At 32.9% G+C, this 23,640-nt stretch carries 20 protein-coding genes and 1 tRNA gene; 15 read left to right on the top strand and 6 right to left on the bottom strand.

What is annotated here, in order from left to right:
• The first annotated feature begins 81 nt into the window (after positions 1-81).
• The 6 genes from LNQ49_RS22625 (at position 82) to LNQ49_RS22650 (ending at position 8,054) form a co-directional block, all read left to right on the top strand.
• Positions 82-1,251, top strand: a complete 1,170-nt coding sequence (locus LNQ49_RS22625; RefSeq protein WP_229991204.1) for a DUF2931 family protein — start codon at positions 82-84, stop codon at positions 1,249-1,251.
• A 5-nt stretch (positions 1,252-1,256) separates the two neighbouring features.
• Positions 1,257-3,377, top strand: coding sequence for a phospholipase effector Tle1 domain-containing protein (locus LNQ49_RS22630; RefSeq protein ID WP_229991205.1), 2,121 nt, complete (start codon positions 1,257-1,259; stop codon positions 3,375-3,377).
• 2 nt (positions 3,378-3,379) lie between these two features.
• Positions 3,380-4,126 carry a hypothetical protein gene (locus LNQ49_RS22635; RefSeq protein ID WP_229991206.1) on the top strand — a complete coding sequence of 249 codons (747 nt, stop codon included), beginning with the start codon at positions 3,380-3,382 and terminating at the stop codon, positions 4,124-4,126.
• Positions 4,126-6,168 carry a PAAR-like protein gene (locus tag LNQ49_RS22640; protein WP_229991207.1) on the top strand — a complete coding sequence of 681 codons (2,043 nt, stop codon included), beginning with the start codon at positions 4,126-4,128 and terminating at the stop codon, positions 6,166-6,168. Before LNQ49_RS22635 ends, LNQ49_RS22640 begins: the two co-directional genes overlap by 1 nt.
• Positions 6,169-6,172: 4 nt before the next feature.
• Positions 6,173-7,150, top strand: a complete 978-nt coding sequence (locus tag LNQ49_RS22645) for a hypothetical protein (protein ID WP_229991208.1) — start codon at positions 6,173-6,175, stop codon at positions 7,148-7,150.
• A gap of 184 nt (positions 7,151-7,334) precedes the next feature.
• A complete protein-coding gene (locus tag LNQ49_RS22650; protein ID WP_229991209.1) occupies positions 7,335-8,054 on the top strand; it encodes a hypothetical protein in 720 nt (239 codons plus the stop codon).
• A 171-nt stretch (positions 8,055-8,225) separates the two neighbouring features.
• Here LNQ49_RS22650 and LNQ49_RS22655 read toward each other — a convergent pair whose 3' ends face one another.
• Entirely contained in the window at positions 8,226-8,822 is a 597-nt protein-coding gene (locus tag LNQ49_RS22655) for a hypothetical protein (RefSeq protein WP_229991210.1), read from the bottom strand.
• A 210-nt stretch (positions 8,823-9,032) separates the two neighbouring features.
• Here LNQ49_RS22655 and LNQ49_RS22660 point away from each other — a divergent pair, with 210 nt between their 5' ends.
• The 3 genes from LNQ49_RS22660 to LNQ49_RS22670 all read left to right on the top strand — a co-directional run bounded on the left by LNQ49_RS22660 (position 9,033) and on the right by LNQ49_RS22670 (position 12,262).
• On the top strand, positions 9,033-10,409 hold the full coding sequence (locus LNQ49_RS22660; protein WP_229991211.1) for a sensor histidine kinase: 1,377 nt from the start codon (positions 9,033-9,035) through the stop codon (positions 10,407-10,409).
• Positions 10,410-10,678: 269 nt separating this feature from the next.
• Complete coding sequence (locus LNQ49_RS22665) at positions 10,679-11,422, top strand: DUF2490 domain-containing protein (protein ID WP_229991212.1); 744 nt, start codon at positions 10,679-10,681, stop codon at positions 11,420-11,422.
• 456 nt (positions 11,423-11,878) lie between these two features.
• A complete protein-coding gene (locus tag LNQ49_RS22670) occupies positions 11,879-12,262 on the top strand; it encodes a GreA/GreB family elongation factor (RefSeq protein ID WP_229991213.1) in 384 nt (127 codons plus the stop codon).
• Between the two features lie 187 nt (positions 12,263-12,449).
• On the opposite strand, the gene LNQ49_RS22675 is transcribed toward LNQ49_RS22670, so the two are convergent.
• Positions 12,450-12,962, bottom strand: a complete 513-nt coding sequence (locus LNQ49_RS22675; protein WP_229991214.1) for an adenine phosphoribosyltransferase — start codon at positions 12,960-12,962, stop codon at positions 12,450-12,452.
• A gap of 116 nt (positions 12,963-13,078) precedes the next feature.
• Here LNQ49_RS22675 and LNQ49_RS22680 point away from each other — a divergent pair.
• Positions 13,079-13,152: transfer RNA gene (locus tag LNQ49_RS22680), tRNA-Arg, on the top strand.
• A 472-nt stretch (positions 13,153-13,624) separates the two neighbouring features.
• On the opposite strand, the gene LNQ49_RS22685 is transcribed toward LNQ49_RS22680, so the two are convergent.
• Entirely contained in the window at positions 13,625-16,126 is a 2,502-nt protein-coding gene (locus LNQ49_RS22685) for a DUF7619 domain-containing protein (protein WP_229991215.1), read from the bottom strand.
• A 395-nt stretch (positions 16,127-16,521) separates the two neighbouring features.
• On the opposite strand from LNQ49_RS22685, the gene LNQ49_RS22690 reads away from it, so the two are divergent.
• The 3 genes from LNQ49_RS22690 to LNQ49_RS22700 all read left to right on the top strand — a co-directional run bounded on the left by LNQ49_RS22690 (position 16,522) and on the right by LNQ49_RS22700 (position 18,807).
• Positions 16,522-16,767: a ribbon-helix-helix domain-containing protein gene (locus tag LNQ49_RS22690; protein ID WP_229991216.1), complete on the top strand. Its 246-nt coding sequence runs from the start codon at positions 16,522-16,524 to the stop codon at positions 16,765-16,767.
• Positions 16,760-17,038: a type II toxin-antitoxin system RelE/ParE family toxin gene (locus tag LNQ49_RS22695; RefSeq protein ID WP_229991217.1), complete on the top strand. Its 279-nt coding sequence runs from the start codon at positions 16,760-16,762 to the stop codon at positions 17,036-17,038. Before LNQ49_RS22690 ends, LNQ49_RS22695 begins: the two co-directional genes overlap by 8 nt.
• A 689-nt stretch (positions 17,039-17,727) precedes the next feature.
• Entirely contained in the window at positions 17,728-18,807 is a 1,080-nt protein-coding gene (locus tag LNQ49_RS22700; protein ID WP_229991218.1) for a protein kinase domain-containing protein, read from the top strand.
• A 188-nt stretch (positions 18,808-18,995) separates the two neighbouring features.
• Here LNQ49_RS22700 and LNQ49_RS22705 read toward each other — a convergent pair whose 3' ends face one another.
• Positions 18,996-19,376, bottom strand: a complete 381-nt coding sequence (locus LNQ49_RS22705) for a hypothetical protein (RefSeq protein ID WP_229991219.1) — start codon at positions 19,374-19,376, stop codon at positions 18,996-18,998.
• A 24-nt stretch (positions 19,377-19,400) separates the two neighbouring features.
• On the bottom strand, positions 19,401-20,114 hold the full coding sequence (locus tag LNQ49_RS22710; RefSeq protein ID WP_229991220.1) for a helix-turn-helix domain-containing protein: 714 nt from the start codon (positions 20,112-20,114) through the stop codon (positions 19,401-19,403).
• 476 nt (positions 20,115-20,590) lie between these two features.
• On the opposite strand from LNQ49_RS22710, the gene LNQ49_RS22715 reads away from it, so the two are divergent.
• Positions 20,591-21,166, top strand: a complete 576-nt coding sequence (locus tag LNQ49_RS22715; RefSeq protein WP_229991221.1) for a Crp/Fnr family transcriptional regulator — start codon at positions 20,591-20,593, stop codon at positions 21,164-21,166.
• Positions 21,167-21,229: 63 nt separating this feature from the next.
• A complete protein-coding gene (locus tag LNQ49_RS22720) occupies positions 21,230-22,354 on the top strand; it encodes a serine hydrolase domain-containing protein (RefSeq protein ID WP_229991222.1) in 1,125 nt (374 codons plus the stop codon).
• 96 nt (positions 22,355-22,450) lie between these two features.
• Here the strand turns inward: LNQ49_RS22720 and LNQ49_RS22725 are convergent, their stop codons facing one another.
• Entirely contained in the window at positions 22,451-23,485 is a 1,035-nt protein-coding gene (locus LNQ49_RS22725; protein WP_229991223.1) for a hypothetical protein, read from the bottom strand.
• Between the last annotated feature and the right edge of the window lie 155 nt (positions 23,486-23,640).

Below are 23,640 nucleotides of genomic sequence, written 5' to 3' on the forward strand. Positions count from 1 at the left end.
AAATGAACTTATGTGATATCTTAGTAAATATTAGATAATTAAACGAAAGATAATTTGTTAGTACGTGTAAACAATAAAAACATGAAGAAAACAACTCTTAATTTACTACTGCTCTTGGTGATAAGTGGCTTAACAAGCTCTTGTCAAGAAAAAAAAGAAACTAATAAATTAGCTAATACGCTTACTATGCAAGACACTCTTACTACTATGGAGACAAATTTTAAATGGCAAGAGGGCTTGAGTTGCCCGTTGGGATACCCGATACAAGTATATAGAGGCTGGCTCGAAGGACCAAAAGTATCAAATGGAGTTACGGAAGAACCTAATAGTAGTACTAGTATCTTTGGTTTTGGAACTACGACAGGTGTTGGATATTGGGGAGAAAATTCCTCAGGGATGAGCCAGGGAGTAAAACCTATACCTCAAAGCCTTAATTGTATTTGGTACTCTTATGTAGAAGACGTTATGTATCAAATAAATACAGAACTTGATTATCCCAAAATGGTCAAGCTGTTTAACGAAGGGTTTCAGAGTAGTGTTAGAAAAAGAGGGAAAGTAATGATTACTTATACTCATATCACAGTAGGGTTTGCTCCTGGTGGCGTAGTGGTGGTATGGTTGCAAGGAGGGGGAAGACAAGTAGAAATAGGGCGTTATCAGGGAAGTAAAACTACGATATCTGAAAAAGAGATAGCTAGGTTGGACAGCCACGAACGTCTGTTGTTTGATCCTGAAGATAGGGCACGTACTTTAAAAAACCCTATGATTATAGCACCAGAGGTTCAGGAAGCCAATAAAAATAAACCCATTCCGTACGGACTTTGGGACAGTTACCGTATAAAATACAACTGGCGACCTACATTTGTATTTGTGAGAGAAGGAAAAGTACAAGATGAACTAGGAATATATATGTTTAATGGAGAAAGTGAGACTTTATTAGATGAGGTATTTATTAATAATGAGTATCAAGAAAGAGCAGTGCCTAAAGGTTTTGTTATTGGTTATTGGGACAAGAAGGGACAAGGTTATGGAGGTGGAATTGATTTTGATGAAAAAGAGATTTTTGCAGCATTCAAGGAATTGCATCAGAAAAATCCTGAGACAAAAATTGATTTAGAAATCAAAATTAACCCTGGTAGTGCTTATTCATCAGTAACATTAAAAAATGGTATTAATGCTATTCCATTAAAGAAAATTAAAGTAGAGGTTTTTGAATCAAGAATGGTTACTAGAGAGTATAAAAAAGAATAATTGTTATGGGAAAAACATTTGTATACAATACGGGAACAAGTAAGGATGACATAAAAGAGGATGAATTACAACTTACTTTTGGGATATTTATAGACGGTACCTTAAACAATAAGAACAATACTGATAGGCGTACTGAGCATAGTCGTACAGATAAAAAAACTGATAAAATAGATTATTCTAAAGGCAACAAGGAATTGGAAGACGAGGATAATGATCACTATAAAAATATAAAGAATAAAAAACGGATAGAAGAGCTTCTTTCTAAGAAAGACAAAACCCCTGCCGAGGAAATCGAGTTTAAAGCTATTGATGAAAAAGAAAAATATCTTGTTGCCTCACACAGAGTAGCCTTAAATGAGTTTGGTTTGGATCGCATGGGTACTGACAACAGTTACAGTAACGACTATACCAATGTAGCACGAATGTGGACATGTTGTGAGCAAAAAAAATACGCTATTTATGTACCAGGAATGGGTACTGATAACTTAATGCGAGACAGCCAAGATGGTTTTGCTTTTGGATCCGGACAAACTGGGATACGTGCCAGAGTCCGCAATGCTTGTGAACAAATAGCAGATAAAATATTTGAAGTAATAGAAAAGAAAGAACAGGAAAAAAAATCTCAGAAAGCGTTAACCCAAATTACGCTAGATGTTTTTGGATTTAGTCGTGGAGCTGCCACAGCAAGAAATTTGGTTTATGAGGTAAACCTAGACTCAGGTTATGGAAAAGCCGTACAAAAAGAGATTCCTGATGGGGTAGAATATCGTGAATCTCCAAATTCTGAATCGGGTAGAGTGCGCATCCAAAATATGCGTACCGCTTTTGTTGATGTTGATAATTACGAAATCGATAGTAGTTATTTAATGGATGAGCAATTGCCTAAAATGGGTCATTTGGGGTATAGCTTGCTTAAAAAAACTAAGCTTGAATTTAATGATTTAAAAGATATAGAGATAATTGTACGGTTTGTAGGGATTTACGATACTGTTTCGTCTTACTTTGAGGTAGGAGGTGTTCGAGATCATTATGATGATTATGGAAAGCTAAAAGATGAAGATTTCAAGCTATTTAAATTTGGCCAATCAGATTTTGAGGATGATATAAAAGACTTACATCTTAATGATTTAACGAAGGAAAAAGACATTGATGATATAAATAAGCCCCTGCTTAACAATTTATACAGTCAAAAAGTAGTTCATTTTACAGCAAAAGATGAGCATCGTGAAAATTTCGCACTCACCCGAATCAATCAAATTTCAGGAAAATATATTGAAAAAAATTTTCCTGGAGTCCATTGCGATATTGGAGGAGCATATATGACAGAAGAAGAGACTATAGATGAAATAGGAACCAGTCTAAAAGATGAACAGGGTACTTTTTCTTTTCTAGCTGGGCTTCTTCCTAGTAGTCTACCAGGATTAAGTGCCCTTAGGAACGATTTGATAAGACAATATTGGTATAAGGAGGATCAAATAAAAATAAAAAGGCAGTGGGTGAGTTTACTTCCTTATTATAAATTAACTGGAACTCGTGATAGAAAATTAACTGGAATTCATGAGGGATATAAGGGATTGAAAAAGGAGTACAGCTATATCTTTTTACACTTTATGGAGACCTATGCTAGAGGGACCGAAATGAAAAAGAATTTTGTAGATGAATCGAGTTTAAAATTTCCGTTGGATGATTTTTTAATAACTGTAAAAAATCATTTAACAGATTATGCTTTTGATGAAACCAATCAAATTAAAGAATGGGATTTTATTAGTGATGAAGAGATTGAGAAGAAAATAAAAGATAGAATAGAAAAACAGAAATTAGAAACAGAATTAAAAAATATAGAGGAAAAGTTAAAATATAAGACCTATGAAATGGAAGGTCTAAAAAAAGTAACTGATAATTTGAGGGTAGAGCAATATCAGCCTAAAATAGATTTCGGCACTCTTAAAATACCACAAGAAGTTGCAACAGAAGAGCTCGAAATAGTTGTTGAATTAGACGAAGTTGTTGTTTATTCACCACAAAAAATGTTGAGGAAATTAAGAAATGAATATTTGCATTGGTCCTCGACTAGAGACTGGTTTGGTATGCAACCCAACGAAGGTAGAAAAAGACAAATATATTAAGTATGAATTATTTAGATTACCAAATTATTCTCCCAGAGCTTGATAAAATAAATGATTTTACATTTGAAACTATAACAACAGATTTTTCGAATCCTAAAAAGATAAAAAAAATAAATTATATAAGGAAGATTACTATTACTAGATACAAACTCAATGGGAATGATATGTTGTTTCAGTTGTTTCTTTCTGAGATTGAAATCACAAGTAATGTATCTATAGAAAATGTTTTTTTTCTTAAAAAAATAGGATCTGCATTTGATGAAATTGAGTTAGAAATTAATAAGTATGGTAAAATTATCAAAATATTAAATTTAGAAGAACTCGGTAAACGATGGGAAATCATACGTGCCAAATTAGCTATTGATAATGTAGGTTTTGTTGCAGAATCGTTTATGCAAAATATTACAAGTTTATTAAAAGAGGAACAAAAGTTAATTTCCTTTTTCTCAGATAATAAAATGTTTGGTTTGTATTTTTTGAGTTTTCATAGAAAAACGTATCCTATCGAGCAAAAAAGAAAAATAATAGATTGTGGAAATACTTTGATAACAGAAAGTTTATATCCAAAAGATGAAAAATTTGATGCTTATCTAATAACTGGAATACCCGTTGAGAATAATGAAGATAGCGATTTTATAAAATATGATGGTACTATTGAATATAGGGAAAATCAAATAGAATTGGCAACATTAGAAATAGAAAAAGAAGAATCGACCATTTTGTATAACATTAATAAAACATCACTTTAATGGCAAAACCAGATAATACTTTAAAACGAAAAGAACGTGAGGAAAAAGAAGATGCTGAGGATGGATTAAAATTTGTAATTGATGGAGCCAAACTTAAATGTGATTTATGTATTGTTCCAGAAGGTGATTTAAAAGTAAATTATGATACTCCGAGCACACAAGATAAGCGGACAGCTACCGTAGTTGAAAAAGACAAAAAGAGTGTAATCTTCAAAGGCAATTGCAAAAAAAGCCCTCAGAGTGCCAGTCCTTGTGCCTCAGTAATGAAACTTGCAGATTGGAAAGATGTGGGAACCGTATATTTTCAGGACGAGTTTCCTTTACTTCTAAAAAGTACTATAAAATGTGAATATGGAGGTATTCCAGTTGAAATTACAGATAGCGCACAACGCAACGTAATTGAAAAAATTGATGCCACAGGAGCGCCAGTGCCTGATATTGAAAAAGTTGATGTCGATTTAATTGTGGAATTTGAGTTATTGCCTACATATGATGGTGAATTTGGTTTTGATTGGTTAATATGCGATGATTCTGATAATATTTTAAAGATTCAAACAGATGATATTAGTAATTTAGAATATGTTTTTGATGATTCAAAATTAGAATATGTATCTGTGGCTACTGTTCCAAGTGTTAAAGATAAAATTAAAAAAGATTATAAAAAAACACCATTAAATCTACATTATTATGGATACTGGTTAAGTCTATTACAAATTAATCAAGAGATCAAATTAAATATGATTTGTAAGCCTCTTAAGGTGGGAGAAGATATAACTAAAGGGGAAGTTTCTTTTGTGAAAAATGATTTTTATGAAGTTACAATAGATGGTCAAAAAAATGAAAATATTAAATATAACCCAGATGGGAAACCAAAAGAAATTACTGTAAAATGTGTACAACCGTCTAAACAAGTGGATATTATACCAACAGATAAAAACAAAAATCAAGTTGGAAAAATTATTGCAGTAGAAAATGCCAAGGTTTTTGATTTACCTGTTAGGTTAGTTTGTGTCGTAAAGGATACACCTAATAAAGAAGCTGAAATTTCACAGCTAATATCCGACTTCAAAACTAATAAAATTGAAGATTATTTAAATAAAAATTCACTTAATCAAGCTTTAATAAAGACCACAGTAGAAATTGACAATAAATATCGTATAGCTTTTGATGAAACATCTTGGGATGGAACATTCTATAATAAGGCAGGAAATTATTTTACCAACAGAAAAGACCCAGCTGGAGGAAAAGTATCTTATATAGATGATGATGGACAGGAACAAAAAAATGCTAAGCAAGAACATATTCTGGATAAATTTTTAAGAGAGTATAAAAATACTTTTGAGACAGATGGAAAAAAATTTAGAGGTATTTTATTATTTATTAGTAACATCAATAAAGATTCTAATGATCACGAAGGGGGAGTAAGTAGAACACAACCTGTGAATTTTAGAGAAGCAATTGTTTTTGCATCCAATCTCAAAAACAAAGCTACTTATGCTCATGAGATTGCACATGCTTTAGGGTTGGAACACTTTTTCTGGAGAGATATTGAGTATAAGCCAGAATTAGATGGATTAAAGAATAGTATAAAATCTAATGAAGAGGCTAAGAAGTCAAATAATGAGACTATAGAGAAAAACAAAAAGGCAAAAAAAACTAATAGTGATATAATAAAGACAAGAAATGAAGAGATAAAAAAATGGAAGACAGAAAAAGCAAAACCTGATTATCCATATAAAAAAGCAGCTCAAGAAAGAATAGACTATTTAGAGAAAGAAAACGCCAATACAGCTAAAATAAATGAAAAAATAGATGAGTATATTAAGAAGAGTGAAAATTATAATGTAGATATTGATAAGACATTAAAAAAACAACGAGAAAATTTAGATGTATATAAAAATAATAAATATAAATTTAAAGAAAAATCGACCTTAAACATTATGGATTATTCGTCTAAAACAAATATTTATACTCAATGGCAATGGAAGATTATGCAAAATGATGTGAGATCATATTATGGCTCTATAAACGAAAACAAATAATAGTATGAAAACATCAATTAGTTTAATTTTTTACTTTTTATTTTTTCTTAATTCTTTTGCACAGCAAAAATTTGAGAAACCACCAAAACCAGGTAAAGATAAAACAGATAAAATAAAAAATGTTTTACCTAATAAAAAAGGGTCTCTTATATTGAACTTAGGAGAGTTAAAACAAAATGGAGACAATTTGTATTGTTGGGAAATTGATAATAATTGCAATGTTATTGATGGAAAAATAAAACTTTTAGGGCATTATTCAAGAATAGGGGATAATCAAAGTTTAATTGCATATACATATGCAGAGGGAGAATTTTTGGAGGGAAAATACCAAGGAATTTGGGCGTATTATAACAAGAATGGGAAGGTCACAAAAAAAGAAAAATGGGATAATGGTAAACTTATTTATAGAAAGGAATATAAACTTGATACCTGTGATAATTTTGAAGAATATAAATTTTCTAGTATAAGCCTCTCAGGATACAATTCGATAAAGCAGTTTAAAGAAGATTTTTTATTGAAATCAGGAAAATTAGCTTGTAAAAATGGAGTCATTAAAAGAATGAGATTAGTATTTCAAGATGAAACAACCATTCAATTTATATATATAAATAACGGACTTGTAGAAAGTCATGAGATTCAAATTAATAATGATCCTATCCCATCAGGGAAAAGTTACTATTATGACAAAGAGGGGAATATAAATAGGATATCTGAAGTGAAAAATGAGTTTTTAAAAGGAAATGGCCATTATATAGATTATTATTATCCTAAAAATGAAAAGAGTACTGGAGTTATAACGAAGCCCATTTTGAAATCTGAAGGTGAGGTTAAAAATAACTTTAAGTTCGGAGAATGGAAAAATTATAATAAAAATGGATCAAAAGACAGTACGAAAACATATACTTTAAAAGATTCAGTAGATGTTCGTTTTCCGCATTGTATTTTTAATAAAAAAGAACCTTGTTGTTCTGAAAATAAATAATTTACTGTTTTTTAAAATAATATATTAATCATGTAAGGCAACTTGTTGCCACATAATTGTAAAATTGGAATAATCATTTCTGCTTTTATGCTATATTATATTTATGATTGTATTTCTCCACCAATAACTTTAGATGGTCATGGCTATATGCTAACAAGTAATAACAAACAAATAAAATATTAAAATGAAAAACTTTTTTTTAATAGTCGGTTTAGTTTGTTTTTATAGTTGTAATGCTCAAATTAAAAAACCTAATAAACCAATTGCGAAAGTAGTAACACCTGTGCAGAGTAAACAAGCTTGTGGCGGTGATAGCAATATTTCTTTCAAAGAAAAAGATTATTGGCGATCGAATAGTTATTATGATGGGAAACAAAGCTATTATAATTTGAATAATGCTAAAAATATTTTAACCATAAGAAAAGAATATTCCATTAAAAATGGTTTTCTTTTTTTCAATAAAAAAATAGTTGATAGTCTTGAAATATATTTTGGAGCTTCTAATGGGGTTTTTTATAATGTTGGTATTATAAAAGGTCTGCCTGTAAGTCAAAATATTATTATAGCTAATAATCCATATCCTAGTATGTATGGTATTCGATATAGCCAAAATGAAACCGTTTTTAGATTTTTAAATTACAATAGTACTCTTATAAATGGAGCGGGTAATTTAAAGAAATATTATTATAGTCAATGGAATGGGAAGACTCAGGCTTATTCAAAAGAAATTTTAAAAGAAGAAGGTGAGGTTAAAAATAACTTTAAGTTCGGAGAATGGAAATATTATAATAAAAATGGATCAATAGACAGTACGAAAACATATACTTTAAAAGATTCAGTAGATGTTCGCTTTCCGCATTGTATTTTTAATAAAAATGAACCTTGTTATTCTGAAGATAAATAAGTTACTGTTTTTTAAAATACTATTTAAGCATACAAAACAGAAAAATAAGAATAAAAAAACCTCTAAAATCAAATGGCTTTAGAGGTTTTTATGGTTTAATAATATAATTTGTTTTTGGAAACTTTTGCTAAGTCTTGCTTTAAAATAAGGCAATTCTAAAGTATTTTGAATTTATTCTTTAACTAATATAATGGTAGCTTTATAGCCTGTACCTACATTCCATTGACTTGATTCTATGGCAACTCCTTTATCATCATAAACCTGAAATTCGGCTGTATTAGGGGAGGCAAAACCTTCATTTAGAGCTTCAAAATCAATTTTGTTAATGCCTTCTACTAAATTTATTTTGAACTCTTGAAACTCTCCATTCAAACTAACTTCGGGTACAATTATTTTATCATTTAGATATACTTTTATCTTATCACCATCTACAAATGCAGCATCTCGATAACGTATTGTAGATGTTAATGATTTCGTTTTAAAGCTTCCTAAATATTGATTTCGTCTATAAAAAATGCCTTCAACATTCGCTTCTTTTTTATACAAATTACTATCTTTAAAAAGCTCCTCTGGGTTTACTTGCAAAGGATCTGGTTTTTCTATAATAGGTGGTGGGTCAATTTTTGGTGTAATTTCTTTAGGAGGAATAGCTTTTTTTATTTTTGATTCTTTAGGCGGAATCGGTTTAAATTTATTATTGAGCTCATCCTGCGCATAACCTTGTAAGGATACACCAATCATGATTATTAAAAATAATATCCTTTTCATATCTCTAAAATATTAATATATAAATGTGAATTAATGTTAAAATTAAATACAGTAATACCTACTTAATAAACATTTAATAATGTTTTTTATTGTATTTAAAGAGCATTAATTATCAAATAAAAGAAAGTAACTCAATATAATAGTACATTCAATTACTGCCTTAATTTGTATCTTTGGTTATTGGTTTTTTTTAATTTCCTAAAATCTATAATGCTCGAACTTTTCTCTCTAGACCCAAAAACTGTTTTCCTTCTTTATTTTTGGGCAAACTTATTTATCTGTATTCTTATTTTTTGTTATTCGTTTTCATATGCTACCACTGAAAATAGGAAAACATTAAAAAATTTCGGCTATGGAAAACTATTGCTGACCATCGGCTGGATATTTATTTTATTAAGAGGGGTAATCTCAGATATGATTTCTATTAATATCGCTAACACAATCATTTTTACAGCCTGTTATTATGAAACGATTGCTATGCTATCGATGCTTAAGACTAAATCGGAGAGACCATATAAGATACAAATAGGAATAACCATTGTAGCAATATTAGTTTTTAATACGGCAGTAGCAATAGGAAGTACAATTAACACTCGTATTTTAATTATATCTATGGGAATATTTGCTATTTATTTACCTCCTACGATTAGTTATTTTACAGGAAAGGGCCATAATTTTTTCCGAACTTTTTATGTGCTTTGTTATGTTGGATTTGAAGTTTTAATTGTTTTGCGAATGTTTTATAATTATTTGTATCCACAAAAAGATTTTTTCTCTTACACTATCTTTGATAGTTTGTATAGTATCAGTTTATTTCTGCTTACACTCATCGGAACTGTTGGTTTTTTATTACTAGTTAAAGAAAGACAAGATTTTAAAATAAAGAAACTTTTTGACGACAAGAATCAGTTCTTTTCTATCATAGCTCATGACTTAAGGGGACCACTAGGTTCATCGGCTGGGCTTTCAGAAATATTGACACAAAATATTGAAGAATATAGCCGTGAAGAGATTAAGGATATTATAGAAATGCTACATGAGTCGAATAAGAATAGTTATAAGCTGTTAGAAAACCTTCTAGACTGGTCGAAAGTACAAACAGGAATGATTGAATTTAGCCCTAGAAGAATCCTATTAAATACTTTGATTAAGGAAAATGTTGAGCTTAATAAGAATGCTGCTTTAAATAAAAATATAAGCCTTTCGTTTGAATCATCTGAACTTATTGAAGTGGAGGCTGACAAAAATATGATTGATACTATTGTGCGTAACTTATTAACTAATGCAATTAAATTTACTGATAAGCATGGTGAGATTACTGTTAAATTCAAAAAAAAGCATCAAAAAGTAGAAATATCTATAGCTGATAATGGTATTGGAATTCCGGATAATATAAAAGATAAATTATTTAAAATTAATGGAAAAGTAACTCAAAGAGGAACTGAAAATGAAAGTGGGAGTGGACTTGGATTGTTACTTTGCAGTGAGTTTATAAAAATGCATCAAGGTAAAATTTGGACTGAAAGCGAACACGGAAAAGGCAGTACATTCAAGTTTACTTTGCCTTTGGAGATTATGAAAAATTAAACTATTTTTTTTAGAACTTATAGGAAGAAGTAAGCATATAACTATAATTAGTTGGCGATTATATCGAAAAAGGGAATCATAAAAATAGGTTTAGTTTCTCCGTTTTTAAGTTTATAGAAATAAAATACCAAACCTCTTTTTTTCATTTTTGTAATAAATTAACAAGAATAATTCATTTTTTGGATTAAAAGAAGAATTAACAGTGTGAAAAGTCTAATTAAATTATAAATTCTATAAATTAGCAATTCCATTATATAATTCAATAAAATATGCTTTTTAGATTACCCTTCTTTACTTTATTCAGTATCATGATTTTTTTGTTTAGCACAACCCTGAGTGCACAAACGCAAAATACTTTTAGTGGTTGGAATGCTGCATTTTTTACTTATAAACTAGATAATAAATTCAGTATCCATTTTGATGGGCAGGTGAGAAGTACTGATAAATTGGAAGATACTCAATCTTTTATTATGCGAGCAGGATTGAATTATCATGTAAAAAACAATATGATTGCCACGATTGGTTATGCTTATATAGGAAACAATAGGTCTGTTATGGATATTGATGGTTGGATTCCTGAGCATAGAATATGGGAACAGTTTATCTTTAACCAACAGTTTACATTGTATAATCGTCCTGTTGCCTTACAACACCGTTTTAGACTAGAACAGCGTTTTATGGGACAGCCTACAATTGATGAAAACGAACTTGTAACTGATAATTATGATTTTGCACAGCGATTACGTTATTTTACCCGTTCAGTTTTTCCACTTTCAGAGACAACAAGCTTTACAAATGGTGCTTTTATAGCTTTGCAAAATGAAGTATTTGTGAATTTAGAAAATGCTCCTAATGGTCGTTTTTTTGATCAAAACAGAGCTTATTTGGCGTTAGGATGGAGAGTAAGTCCGAAATTTGATATTGAAGCAGGATATATGAATCAATTTGTTCTTGGTAGAAATAATAATTCTGTTAATAATATAGTACAATTAGCAGCTTATGTAAGGTTGTAAACGATTCCTTTCTTAAGGATTCGATAGTATTGTTACTTTAAATCTATTATTTTAAGATTATATGTGTGTTAAAGCTAACTTTTTTATTTCGTGATATTTGACTTTTTTTTTGAAATTTTTTTCTTTCAAAATAAAGGTGTATCTTGCGAGGAATTAATAGCATATTATATAATGACTACTTCAAATTTTTATTTAACAGATAATCACTTGATGTGCCTCATGGGTACGTTATTATACTTGCATGACGATACTTTCTTAAGAAGCTCAAAAGAGTTTATTCTTTAAGCCCTGTCAAAACTCTAGACGGGGATCCTTTATTTAGACAGCTCATTTATTTTAATCTTCAATTTTCATTTAGGACCATGGTATCATTGGATCCAAAACTATAGAGCTATACGATATTTAATGATGAGTTATTTATCATGCCTAATGAGAAATGGAGCAAACAAGAAAGTTATGTCACAAAATATCATTTTAACAACAGGAATATACGATTTAATTAAAGATCACTTAAGAAGAAAGAAAGTAACAATAGAAGAAGAAAAATTATTGACTCTTGAACTTAAAAAAGCATCACAGGTATTAAGAAGAAATTTACCAGAAGATATTGTTTCAGTAAATAGAAAAGTAACTTATAAAGACCATACAAACAACGAAGAAAAAACAGTTGTATTTGTAGGTCCTGAAAAAACGAAGACAAGTAAAAATAGAATTTCTATTCTTTCAGATGAAGGTATTGCAATGGTAGGGTATAAGGTAGGTAAACTTATAGAATGGCCTTCTAAAAAAGGCGATTTAAAACTAGAAATATTAAAAGTTGAAGAACTAGAATTGGCTTAACAGCTTTTTAAAATTAAAAACATCCCAAAAGAGACCTTTCTTTATGGGATGTTTTTTGTTTAAGATGTTTTTTACTAGGAACAAATACAAAATAGGAGCAGTATACTCTTAAAAGAGGATTTTAAAGCCCGTTGCAGGTCACTACTAGTTTTTATATGTTCTAGATGTCATAAGCGCTTTTGATGGCTTAATAGGTTATTGCTGCAAATATGGGATTCCCTTTTATTTTTTCTCTTCCGTTTAAAAAAGAAAGCTCCATTAAAAAATTACATTGTACAATTTCGCCTCCCAATTCATTTACTAAATCACACATTGCTTTGGCAGTTCCACCAGTGGCAAGAACATCATCATGAATTAATACTTTGTCTCCTTTTTTAATAGCATCAACATGCATTTCTAATGAATCAGTTCCATATTCTAAGTCATACGAAGCCGAAATAGTCTCAAAAGGAAGCTTTTTAGGTTTCCTTACAGGTACAAAACCTGCGTTTAGCTTTTGGGCAAGTAGCATTCCGAAGAAAAAGCCGCGACTTTCAGCTCCAATTACCTTGTCAATTTTTTGTCCTTCTAAAGAGTCTAATAAAATTTTTAGTGATTCTTTCCGCGCAATTGGGTCGTTTAGGAGCGGAGTGATGTCTTTAAATAAAATTCCTTCTTTTGGAAAGTCTTGAATATCACGTATATAATTTTTTATCTGCATTTTTTTTAAATTTTCTGTTATTTTTTGCTTGTATATCTCACATTTATTCCTATCTTTGCACCCGCAATAAGCACTCAACAAAACTACAAAAAATAGTTGAATTGAGAAATAAAAAAGGCCTCGTGGCGCAACTGAATAGCGCACTTGATTACGGCTCAAGAGGTTACTGGTTTGAATCCAGTCGAGGTCACAAGCTGAAAAGCCCATTTCGTAAGAAATGGGCTTTTTTTTATATCTTTTATTCTATTTTTTACAATTTAGCCATACAGAAAAAGGTCATATTCAGTCTACAGATAGGCCGTATTCTATTTTTTTCCTTCATTTATACCTCTAAAGAAAGTGTAAATTTATACACAAGCGTTGAATCGTAGCATGATCAACTGCTATTCCTCGCATTTTTATTATTTCCTCAACATCCCGATAACTCAATGTAAATAGCAATTTGAAATAAACAGCCTGCAAAATAATGACTTTGGGAAAACAATGACCTTTCGTATTCATAAAATATATTTCGAAGATCTAAAGATAATAGTTATTAAACAGATGCGACAGAAACATTAATTCAGTCAACCTTTTTCAGGATAACTCAATGCTATTCTTTATTTTCGATCACATTATCTTTACGAGCAAATGCCATAGGGACCACCAACTACGCCCAGCACCTACTTTTTAACAAACCGCATCACACCATCGCCCAGTTCCGTCCTCACCCGCATTAAATAGCTTCCAGTAGCAAGTGTTGTAACATTCACATCGCCTTGGGGTCCAGGTCTTACATTTTCAAGTACCGACTGCCCTAAAAGATTATACACTGTTACCGACTGAACATTAACTTGTTTGGGAATACTGATGAATACCATATCGCCCGCAGGAACAGGATAAAGCGCCAATTTAATCGTTTCAAATGATATAGTATGCAAAGACGTCTGCACCGTCACGACCGAAGTATTTGTCACAACAGGGAGATTGTAGTCAAAATAAATCGAAGCTGTATTCTCTAGCACAGCACCTTCTGTAAGCGAATTCAATGAACGAATTTTAAAAACCAAATAGCCATCATTATTCTCATCAGCAAACCCAAGCTGTATGTTGTTGAACATAAACTCGACCTGATTACCTTGTATCACGCGGGTAGTAAAAGGATGGCTACCGTCTACTGGACTCAAACTAGCGATATCAAATTTAGTGGTATCAATCATATCGGTCACCTTAATGTTTTGCGCCGATGCCGTACCCAAATTCTCGAATCGGATGCGGTAATACATATAATCACCTACATGTTCCGGACGCACATAGTCACCTCCGAGGCAAATCTTATCATTAGGATCAAACGAATTTACTACCGTTTGCTCCAATGTCGCTTCATCATTTGTCGCAACTTCGTCTTGAGCAATGTTTGCTACTGCTGAAAATTTCAATACATCATTAGCATTTAGTGGTGGCGTATCGGTAGGGGTGTTTAAGTTTAGTTTTACAATATATTTAACTTCAGATAACGGCAATAAACCCTCAATATTCCATGTCACCGAGCCAAAACCTGCGCCTGCGGCCAAAGGGGTACTTTGGATATATTCCGCCGTAGCGGCATCGTACGTAAATCCTACAGTACCTGTTGCCGTTTGATTACCATTGTTCCTAACCAAAACTTCATAATAGGCGTCAAAACCTGGTGTCGCTCGGTTAATTGGCACTATTGAAACCGACAAATCATGGTGGCTTCCGACTGCGGTCACACAGAAATTCTGGTTTGCATAATTCGTTGCCGATGGCATATTCAGACTGATACTTGATGGCGAAACGCTGAACCAAGTCGGATTGTCAAGTATAGGCGTGATAACACTTGTGCCATTTTTGAGCATTACGCCATGGTAACCATTGGAAGTGGAATAATAAGAACTTTGGGTCGTACCGTTCACCAGTTTGTACTTAAGGTACGGAAATCCGGGATCGACATCGGTACACCCATTATTTTGCATGTCAAGTCGGGTATAGCCGTTTACAAGGTAGCTATCAGTACCGAGCAAGCGAATCATGTTGGTCTTATATAACTGACCTCCAATATTTCCATAATCACCACAGTGCAAGATCATACCGTTAGGTTGCTGCAAGACCCTGCGCACTTCCGAGTATTCCGTAATCGTAACGCTAGTACCAGCCATCGATGGCGAAAAAGAATATGTTACTGAACCGTTTGGTAACAGCATAGCAATACCATAAATACTGCTCGCGCTAAAATTACCTCCAATCAGGATATTACCGTTAGGTCGCACCAAAATGTCATTTACCACAGGTTCTGTGTCATATATTGGGGATGTAAACGTGTTGTCATAACTTCCGTCGGGGTGCAGCCGTGCTAAGCTCTTAGAATTGTTGCCGTCGCAAGTATCGAACCTTCCGCCCACCAGTATTTTTCCGTCAGGCTGTAATGCCAATGAAGACGTATAACCATTCCGACCTATAAAACTTGTGCTGATATCAAATGCTGGATCTATTGTGCCGTTGGCATTTAGTTTTTCAATATTGTAGTACGTAACCGCCCCTCCTGGATCTAACATTGAGCCCGCTACAATCAACTTGCCATCTGGCAATACCAATACGGCCCTGCAAGACTGTATTTCGGGATGCTCATCATAAAAAGTGGTATCTAAAGCACCATCGGCGGTCAGGCGAAGCAGTTTTTTAGAAGAGTCATTTCCAACCAGTAGCTTCCCATCTGGCAACAAGGTCAAACAGTAGATATAAGAAGATGTTGGCAAAGCTGGTGTGTCGAAGGTTGTATCAATAGTACCGTCGGTGTTCAGCCGAATCATAGGTTTGATTACACCTGCTACAGTAAATTGGGAGCCCAATATAATTTTACCATCGGACTGTATCACTATCTGACATTCATGCGAATTTGCCGTATTATCGGTCAATACCTTAAAAGCAGCATCACTCGAACCGTCTGCATTGAGTCGTTCTATGGTTCGCGTCCATCCCGTATCGTAATCATATTGGGTAGCCTCAATGACAATTTTGCCGTCGGACTGAAGTGCCATATCGTTGACTTGTTTTTCATAATTATTCCAAACCGTAGCAGGAATAAATCCCGGATCGGCACTAGCTGCATTTTGCGCTTGAAATAAAGAAGGAAGCAATAACAGTGAAAGTAATAGTTTTCGCATATTTCAGATTTTGACTAAAGATAGTAAAGTAATGATAAGAAACGCTTTTAAATTGCAAGTGATGTGGAAGTTTAATGTGTAGTTATAGAACTTTCGGGGTTTCCTTTCTTTATCTTTATCGCTACTCTTTGTGACACATTTTGAATACCATCATTGCGCCACCAAATTCCATCACATCAACATTAAACAATGTAAGAACAAAGACATATTCCTGATTAATATTATACTTGAATCTTATCAAAAATTTATATTACAAAATAAACAGGTATAAATTGGACTTGATACCATTTCTGCAACAAACAATTAAGGCGCTCTTATTTAATTTTTTGATTTAATCTTATTTTTATCTCAAAATTTTGGTGTAATTTTACACCATTCAGACAACTTTTATAATTATGACACGACAAAGTATATCATTAACTGCTCCCAATGAAGAGTGGTTAAAAAATCAGATCAACTCAGAAGAGTTTAGCAGTAAAAGTGAAGCTATTAACTTTTTAATTAAAAAAGCACGTTCTCAAGAGGAATTTTATGACTTTGTAAGAGCTAAAATAGATAAGGGAGAAAAAAGTGGCTTTGCAGAAAAGCAGACCAGAGAAGAAGTGTTAGCCGAGTTTAAAAAAGATTTGAGAAATGTATAGCTATTTTATTAGTAGCGAGGCCAAAGAAGATTTAAAGAGAATTTATTACTACGGTGTCACTAAGTTTGGGATGAATCAAGCTGATCACTATTTCAATATGTTTTATGACTGTTTTTCCAAAATAGAACAAAATCCATTTTTATTTCCATCTGCGGACCACATAAGAAAAGGATACCGTTATTGTGTTTGTGGTGTTGATACAATTTACTATCGAATAAATGGAGATAAACGCGTAGAGATTACTACCATTATTGGCAGGCAAGATTTTTAAAGTGCTGTTGCCTACGCTCAGCCAACAATATAATGTCTCCATAATAGATTAAACAGCTTAAACTATTTTATTACAAGGTTTTTCAGGAATAGAAGAATGTGAAGGAATATTTCATGTATCCATGCTCAAAAGAAAAACAAATCAATACTTAATTACTTCGAGATAGAATACAGATAAAAAATAGGACAAAACAATCAATCCAACAAAACAATCAGTAAATTTACATCAAAAAGAATTATAGCGATAAAAAATACAATAAACAATTAATAATCAAAACATTAACACGTAAAAACCATCAGTTTTATTTTTATGGCAAAATCGTGGCATTTAAGTTTTTAAAAATTAAAAATGCAGGGAATTGTTTAAGGCAATCAGAGACAGACCCTACATATAGCTAAGCCAATTTCTTCAAATCTTCCATAAAATTATAGAAATTTGTATCGTGGAGCTCATAGGGATTGAAGGTAAATTTAACAAAATATACCTTTTTTATGCATTTTTCTTCTATTTAACAAGTAAATATTTCAAAAAAAAAAGTAATGGTGTCCGTAGAATTACTTTAGTGCCCAGCTTATAAATTTCATGGAGTCCACTTCTCAAAGGTTTTAAACGATTTTTCCTATATTAGCTATTGTATACTGACAAAACCAATTTGGAAATGATTTTTAATTAAAAAATTAAATTTAATTATGAGTGAAATAGACTTCTACGACCAGCCCTTGAAGTATAAAAAAATGTTGATCGAAAACAGAACAGAAATTAGGGGTAAATTTGATAGCCTTCTGGGTGGGATATGTGGCGAAATTTATGTCTATGACCAAGGAAAAGTAACCTATCCGCGTTTCATATGTGTAAAGGTCCCTAAAAAACTGAAAAATGACCCCGGCTATACACAGACTATCAGCCGTTTTATTCGCGAACTGAAACTCCAGCACTCTTTTTACGGAAGTTCTTTTGTCTGCTGCGCTTTTGACTTTCATACCGTTGCAAATACTCCAAGCGCATCTTACCGTTATTGGACTGGTGATTTAGGTTATTTTTTAAAAGAAAGACTGCTTAGCCGCATAAGCAGATTATCACTGCTTGCCTACGCCTGCGAAGGCCTGATCCACTGTTACAGCAAAGGCCTCACTTCTCACCAGGATTTAAAACCAGCCAATATTTTAGTTAAAGAGATGAAAAAAATATATGAAGGACTGGATGATCTCGATATCCATCAACTTGCTCTTATCGCAGATTTCGGACTGGCAAATGCTTCGGTTGATGATGAAGTCTTTCAGGGATCAAGACCTTACATGGCACCCGAACAATGGAACCTGCAAACGCTGTCAAGCGCTACAGATGTATTTGCCCTTGGGGTAATTTTTTATGAGATGATGACTGGCGGGCTGCATCCGGTTGGGATAGAGCTGGAAGACTACTGGCCGGAACCGCAGGATGGAAACAGCACAAAATGGATGCGGGATGATTCTTGGAAAAAATGGATAAAAAATGGTTGTGCGATAACTGAAACTGATATTGCTATTGAACCTGAAATTCAATCGTTCATCAGCCAGATGCTGTCTTTTGATCCTTTGCAGAGGCCCGCAATCGAAGATGTACAGCAATTTCTGCTGGAATGCATCAAATCTGAGTGCATTCATAGCTTTGCAGGAGCATCAGGCTATATAAAGGGCAGCAGGCAGCAGTATTCAGACAGTACCGAGCAGGAGGGTTCTGTCTACCTAAATTCCAAGTTCGAGGCTTTAATGAATGAGTTCAAGAACTAAAAACAAACGATTCTTCAACAACGTGGATCGCTCCATTTCTAAAATATAAAAGAAGACCTCCAAAGTCTTCTTTTATATTCAGGGAGCGGGATTTATGTTATAAATCATAGTGATAATAGCACCACCGAAAGCTTCGTTTGCCCCTGTAAAATTGCTAAGATTGGGCATACTGCATCATTTCTGCAATTTTATTCCTCTTCATATTCCCTTAGTTTTTCCGCAAATTCTGCATTCATTTCTCTAGTCTTTTCATCCACTTTTGCTTTTGAAATTGTTTGGATCAGCCCTGAAACAGAATTTAGAATAACAGCATCACTTGCATTATTTTGAAGTTGATCCAATATTATATATGCTCCGATGACTGAAGCATGTTTGCAGTTAGCCTTTAAGGAAGAAATCATTACCTTATCAGGGAATTTTTCCAATTGTTGGTCCGTGTATGCAGATTCCAAGTTTTTCATTTCGCTGATTAACTCAACTCGAGATAACGAAGCTAATTTCTCTTCGACAGTTTTCAAGTATTCTTCCAGCCATACATTGACATCATTTCCTAATTCTATTCTATCCATTGTATTTATTTGTTATTCTTTAATTTAGCTTGCAGTACTGCTTTTTTGAACTTCGGTCATTTTCTCTTTAATGGATTCTTTAAGTTCTTTAACCGCATCATAAAAGCCTGTCCCCTTCATTAGCTTAAAGACCTCTTCTTTTAATGAATCGAGATAATTCCCTTTGAGGGAATATTCAAACTTGTCCTTATTCTCTGACTGTTCATATACATCATAAACGATTGCTTTGTAGTGGCTTATTAAACTATGGAGCTCACCTAAAAATTCTTGATTTTTGGTAATAATATCGTAATAAATGTGCTGCAGCTCCCTTTCGATAAACTGTATAAAGTCTCTGTTTAAACCATACTTTCTCCTTATTAATGAGGTTATTTCCAGAAAGGACATGATATCTCCCCTTCCACCACACTTTTGCTGTATGCAAAAACAATCCTCAAAACCAACATCAGCATCCTTTAAGAATTCCTTTAAATACAACGTTTGAAAAACACAGCCTGAAATCAGCCCTAGTAGTGCAAATGAAGTTTTATCATCATCTTGAAGCAATACTTCATACTTGATCGAAGGAAGCATCCTGATTCCTCCTTCCCATTTATGCTCGGAAATTGCGATTTTATGATAATTCACCCATAAGTCATCTACGAAAAAATCAGGACTGTCTTCAATTTCTATAAGGTCAATACATAGATGTCCTATCTCATGCCACAAAACACGCTCTAAATCAGTTCTAATTTCCATTTGATGATCTTTAAAGTGACTAATATAGGAATTTTACACTATCGATCTGTAAAATATACCAAAATACCAACTTTAAAAGCATTCGCTGAAATTCCATTGGCTAATACCAACAAATAGGTATCAGTTTGTACATTTTTAAGCTTTTGATACCTTTCTCACTTTTTCTTATGCGAATTTTACATTTAAATAATTCAAATCACATTTTATAAAAAAGTTTTTATTACTAGCTGTTGTTGAAAAAACAACATCATTGACATTGTTTGTCTTTATAATGAGATTCAGTTTTTTATTATTTTAGAACAATTGTTTCCAAGTGATTCGGCTATTAACCAGATAAAAGTATAAAGTTGTAGATGTTGCAGGATTGCCATGTATGAGCTTCGTCTGTAGAATGTTGTTCCAAAGGGAGAATTACATTGAGGTAAGGTTTCAGGGTACAATGTATTTAAGTAATTCATATTTTTCTAAAACAAATAATGTATATCAATCCACAAAATCAATTAAATAAGGCTATGAAAAACCCTAGAGGAGTGCTAATACGATTATTGATGGATTTAGGTACAGAAATGACAATAAAGGCAGGTGAACCTGTGATAAAAGCTGGCCAGCGGTGCAATTTCTTTTTTATAGTGTTGTCGGGAAGCTTCAGGGCCTACCGGCTTGTGGAAGATAAGGAAATGATTATCGGGTTTAGTTTTACCGGAGACATCGACACTGCTCCTTACGCGTTTATTACCGATACCTCCAGCACAGAAACTATTGAGGCTATTACAAACAGTACGATCATCAAAGTAAATCGCAGTAAGCTCGAACACCTAAAGAGTATGCATCCTGAAATGAGGGATTTTATAGAAAATCTTTTGGCACATTACATTGAGGTACTTGTAAGCCGGCATATTGAATTTAAGACCTATACGGCCGAGCAGCTCTACCACCAGTTGTATCGCAGGCAGCCTGAGAAGGTACAACAGATCCTGCTTAAATATATTGCCTCGTATTTGGGAATCTCGCAGGAGCGGCTCAGCCGTATCCGCGCAAAATCTTTGAGTTGACTTAGGTCAATTTTTATGGGTAAACGTTAAAGTACATTTGTGATCAATCAAAAAATGAATATCATGAAAATCGCAAAATTATTGGCAGTCGCCTTATTATCTTTTATCACCTCATGCAGCAATGACGATTCAAAATCCTCACCTGATAAAAAAATCCTCACACAGCAAAAACTTGATGCAGCATTGTCCAACTTCCCCGGCGTAAGCCTTAGTGTAAAGACAGCTTCCGAGAGTTATACACTAGTTGCAGGAGATGCGGTAACTAATGAAAAGCCGATGGCCACTTCTGCACTTCACTATATGCAGAGTATTTCAAAAACCTTTACTGCAGTTGCTGTCCTAAAACTGAAAGAGGAGGGCAAAATTAATCTCGATGCAAAAGTAAATACCTATCTTCCTAACATTTGTAATAATCTGCCAAACGGAAATATCATTACGGTAAGGCAACTGCTTAATATGACATCAGGACTTCCTGATTATTTAGATAACGATCAGTTTTTAAATGATGTTGTTACAGGGCCACTGCCTATGACGAGCGAACAAGTATTGAGCTATGTATACGATCAACCAGCAAAATTTGCACCCGGCGCCTCATTTGGTTATTGCAATATAAATTATCACTTGCTGGCTATTATTATTGACAGGGTTACTCCAAACGGGCATCGAAGGTATATTACGGACAAAATAATTAACGCCATTGGACTTTCCAACACATATTATATAGCAGGCTCGGCAAGCACTGTAGCTCCCGAAGGGACGACAGATAACTATCTAGAAATAGACGGCACTTTTAGTGATGTGAGCGAATTGCAGTTGGGTACAGTACTTACCTTCATTGGCGATGACGGTATTGTTGCTTCCGTTCAGGATATAGCTGGATTTTACTACAAGCTACTCCATGACAAAACGGTACTGTCACCCGCATCGTTGGAAGAAATGAAGGCTGCGGTTAGTTATCAGAGTACGCCGATATATGGCTTAGGGCTGCATTTTTATAAAACCAATGGCGGCCTGCAGGCAGTCGGCCACGAGGGTAGTGGTGCTGGTGCCGGTGCCTATGCTTTTTATTTTCCTTCCAAAAATACCAGCGTCGTCCTGTGTACAAACGTGGGAACGCTTACCGATACTAAAAAAGAGGAACAGTTACTGGCATTGTGGGAGGAAATTATAGGTATATTGCTTGAGTAAAAACTAATTTAAACCGTCGCATCGCGTTCTTGTCTGAATAAAAAAATTGCAGAGTATAGATGTATGTCTTCTGGAAGAATGTACTACAATGCAGTTTTAAATTTTGACAGGGGGATTTTCAAATTTAATTTTATTCAAATCGATAGTATCAGTCTTTTGGACATTCATTTCGTATGATATCTCTATTTCATTTTCTGATACAAATTCTATTTTCTTGTCACATCCTGTAGCGCAGGATTCTACGGTAATTGGGAAATATAATTTTTTATTCTTGTCATATCCTATAATGTTATTACGAAAATAGGTGACAATTTTAAAATCTTTATTTTCAATGACTTCATCATTATCATAATTTCCATTATATTGAAATAGATTTTCAGAATAATAAGTACTTTTAATAATAGAGGGATAAAAAGATTCTGCACCTTTAGGATAGTTATCAGAATGCCATTTTTGCTCAAAGTTCCTATAGTGATTGATATCTTTTTCTTCTGAAGATGGGGTATAAATCCATTTACTTTTTTGAGCAAACAGATATAATTCTTTTTTGATTGTAATGTTATGATTTAATACTGTGTTGTCTAAGAATTCACCTTCAACAGCATTATCAGATCTTAAAGTAGGTTCTCCATCATACTTTAATGTATAAAATTTCAGGGTATCCATGTTTAACATTATAAAACTTAAGTATAATCCAGGATCTCCATTACCTAAGGGGGATTCCATTAAGGCAAATAGAAAATAATCTACATTTTGAATCTTTTTTCTTAAAATGTGTTGTGGGTCAATCGTAACATGATTGTATTTAGCAACTAGCAAAGTATCATTCTGAATCAATTGTAGATTCTCTTTGTCTTTTTTATACTTTGAAACTATCAATATATTTTTATCTCCAACAAGTAAAAAACTATCCTCATCGCTAACATCACTACCTGATATTTTAATTATTTCGGTATTATCCTCATTGTTGAAAGAGAATATAATAGCTGTTTTTTCTCTTTCGTCGCTATTTTCTTTGGTATTTTTACTTTCTTCCTTTTCTTTATCAGAAATCTTTTCAGCATCCTTACAAGAAGAAAAAGCAATGAGGCATAGAAGAATTACAACTAGTTTACTTTTAATTATTTTCAATTAGTTTTTAGTTTTAAGATTATTAGCAAGATAAAATTTATTTTATAATTTAATTAAAAATAGAGAATCAAAAAGTTCTTCGATTGAATACTAAAGGGCATTGGTTATCCTGAAGTCATTATTCTTTAAGCTGTTTATTTGATATTAAGATAATA

The sequence above is a fragment of the Flavobacterium pisciphilum genome (genome assembly GCF_020905345.1).
GTDB classification, from domain to species: domain Bacteria; phylum Bacteroidota; class Bacteroidia; order Flavobacteriales; family Flavobacteriaceae; genus Flavobacterium; species Flavobacterium pisciphilum.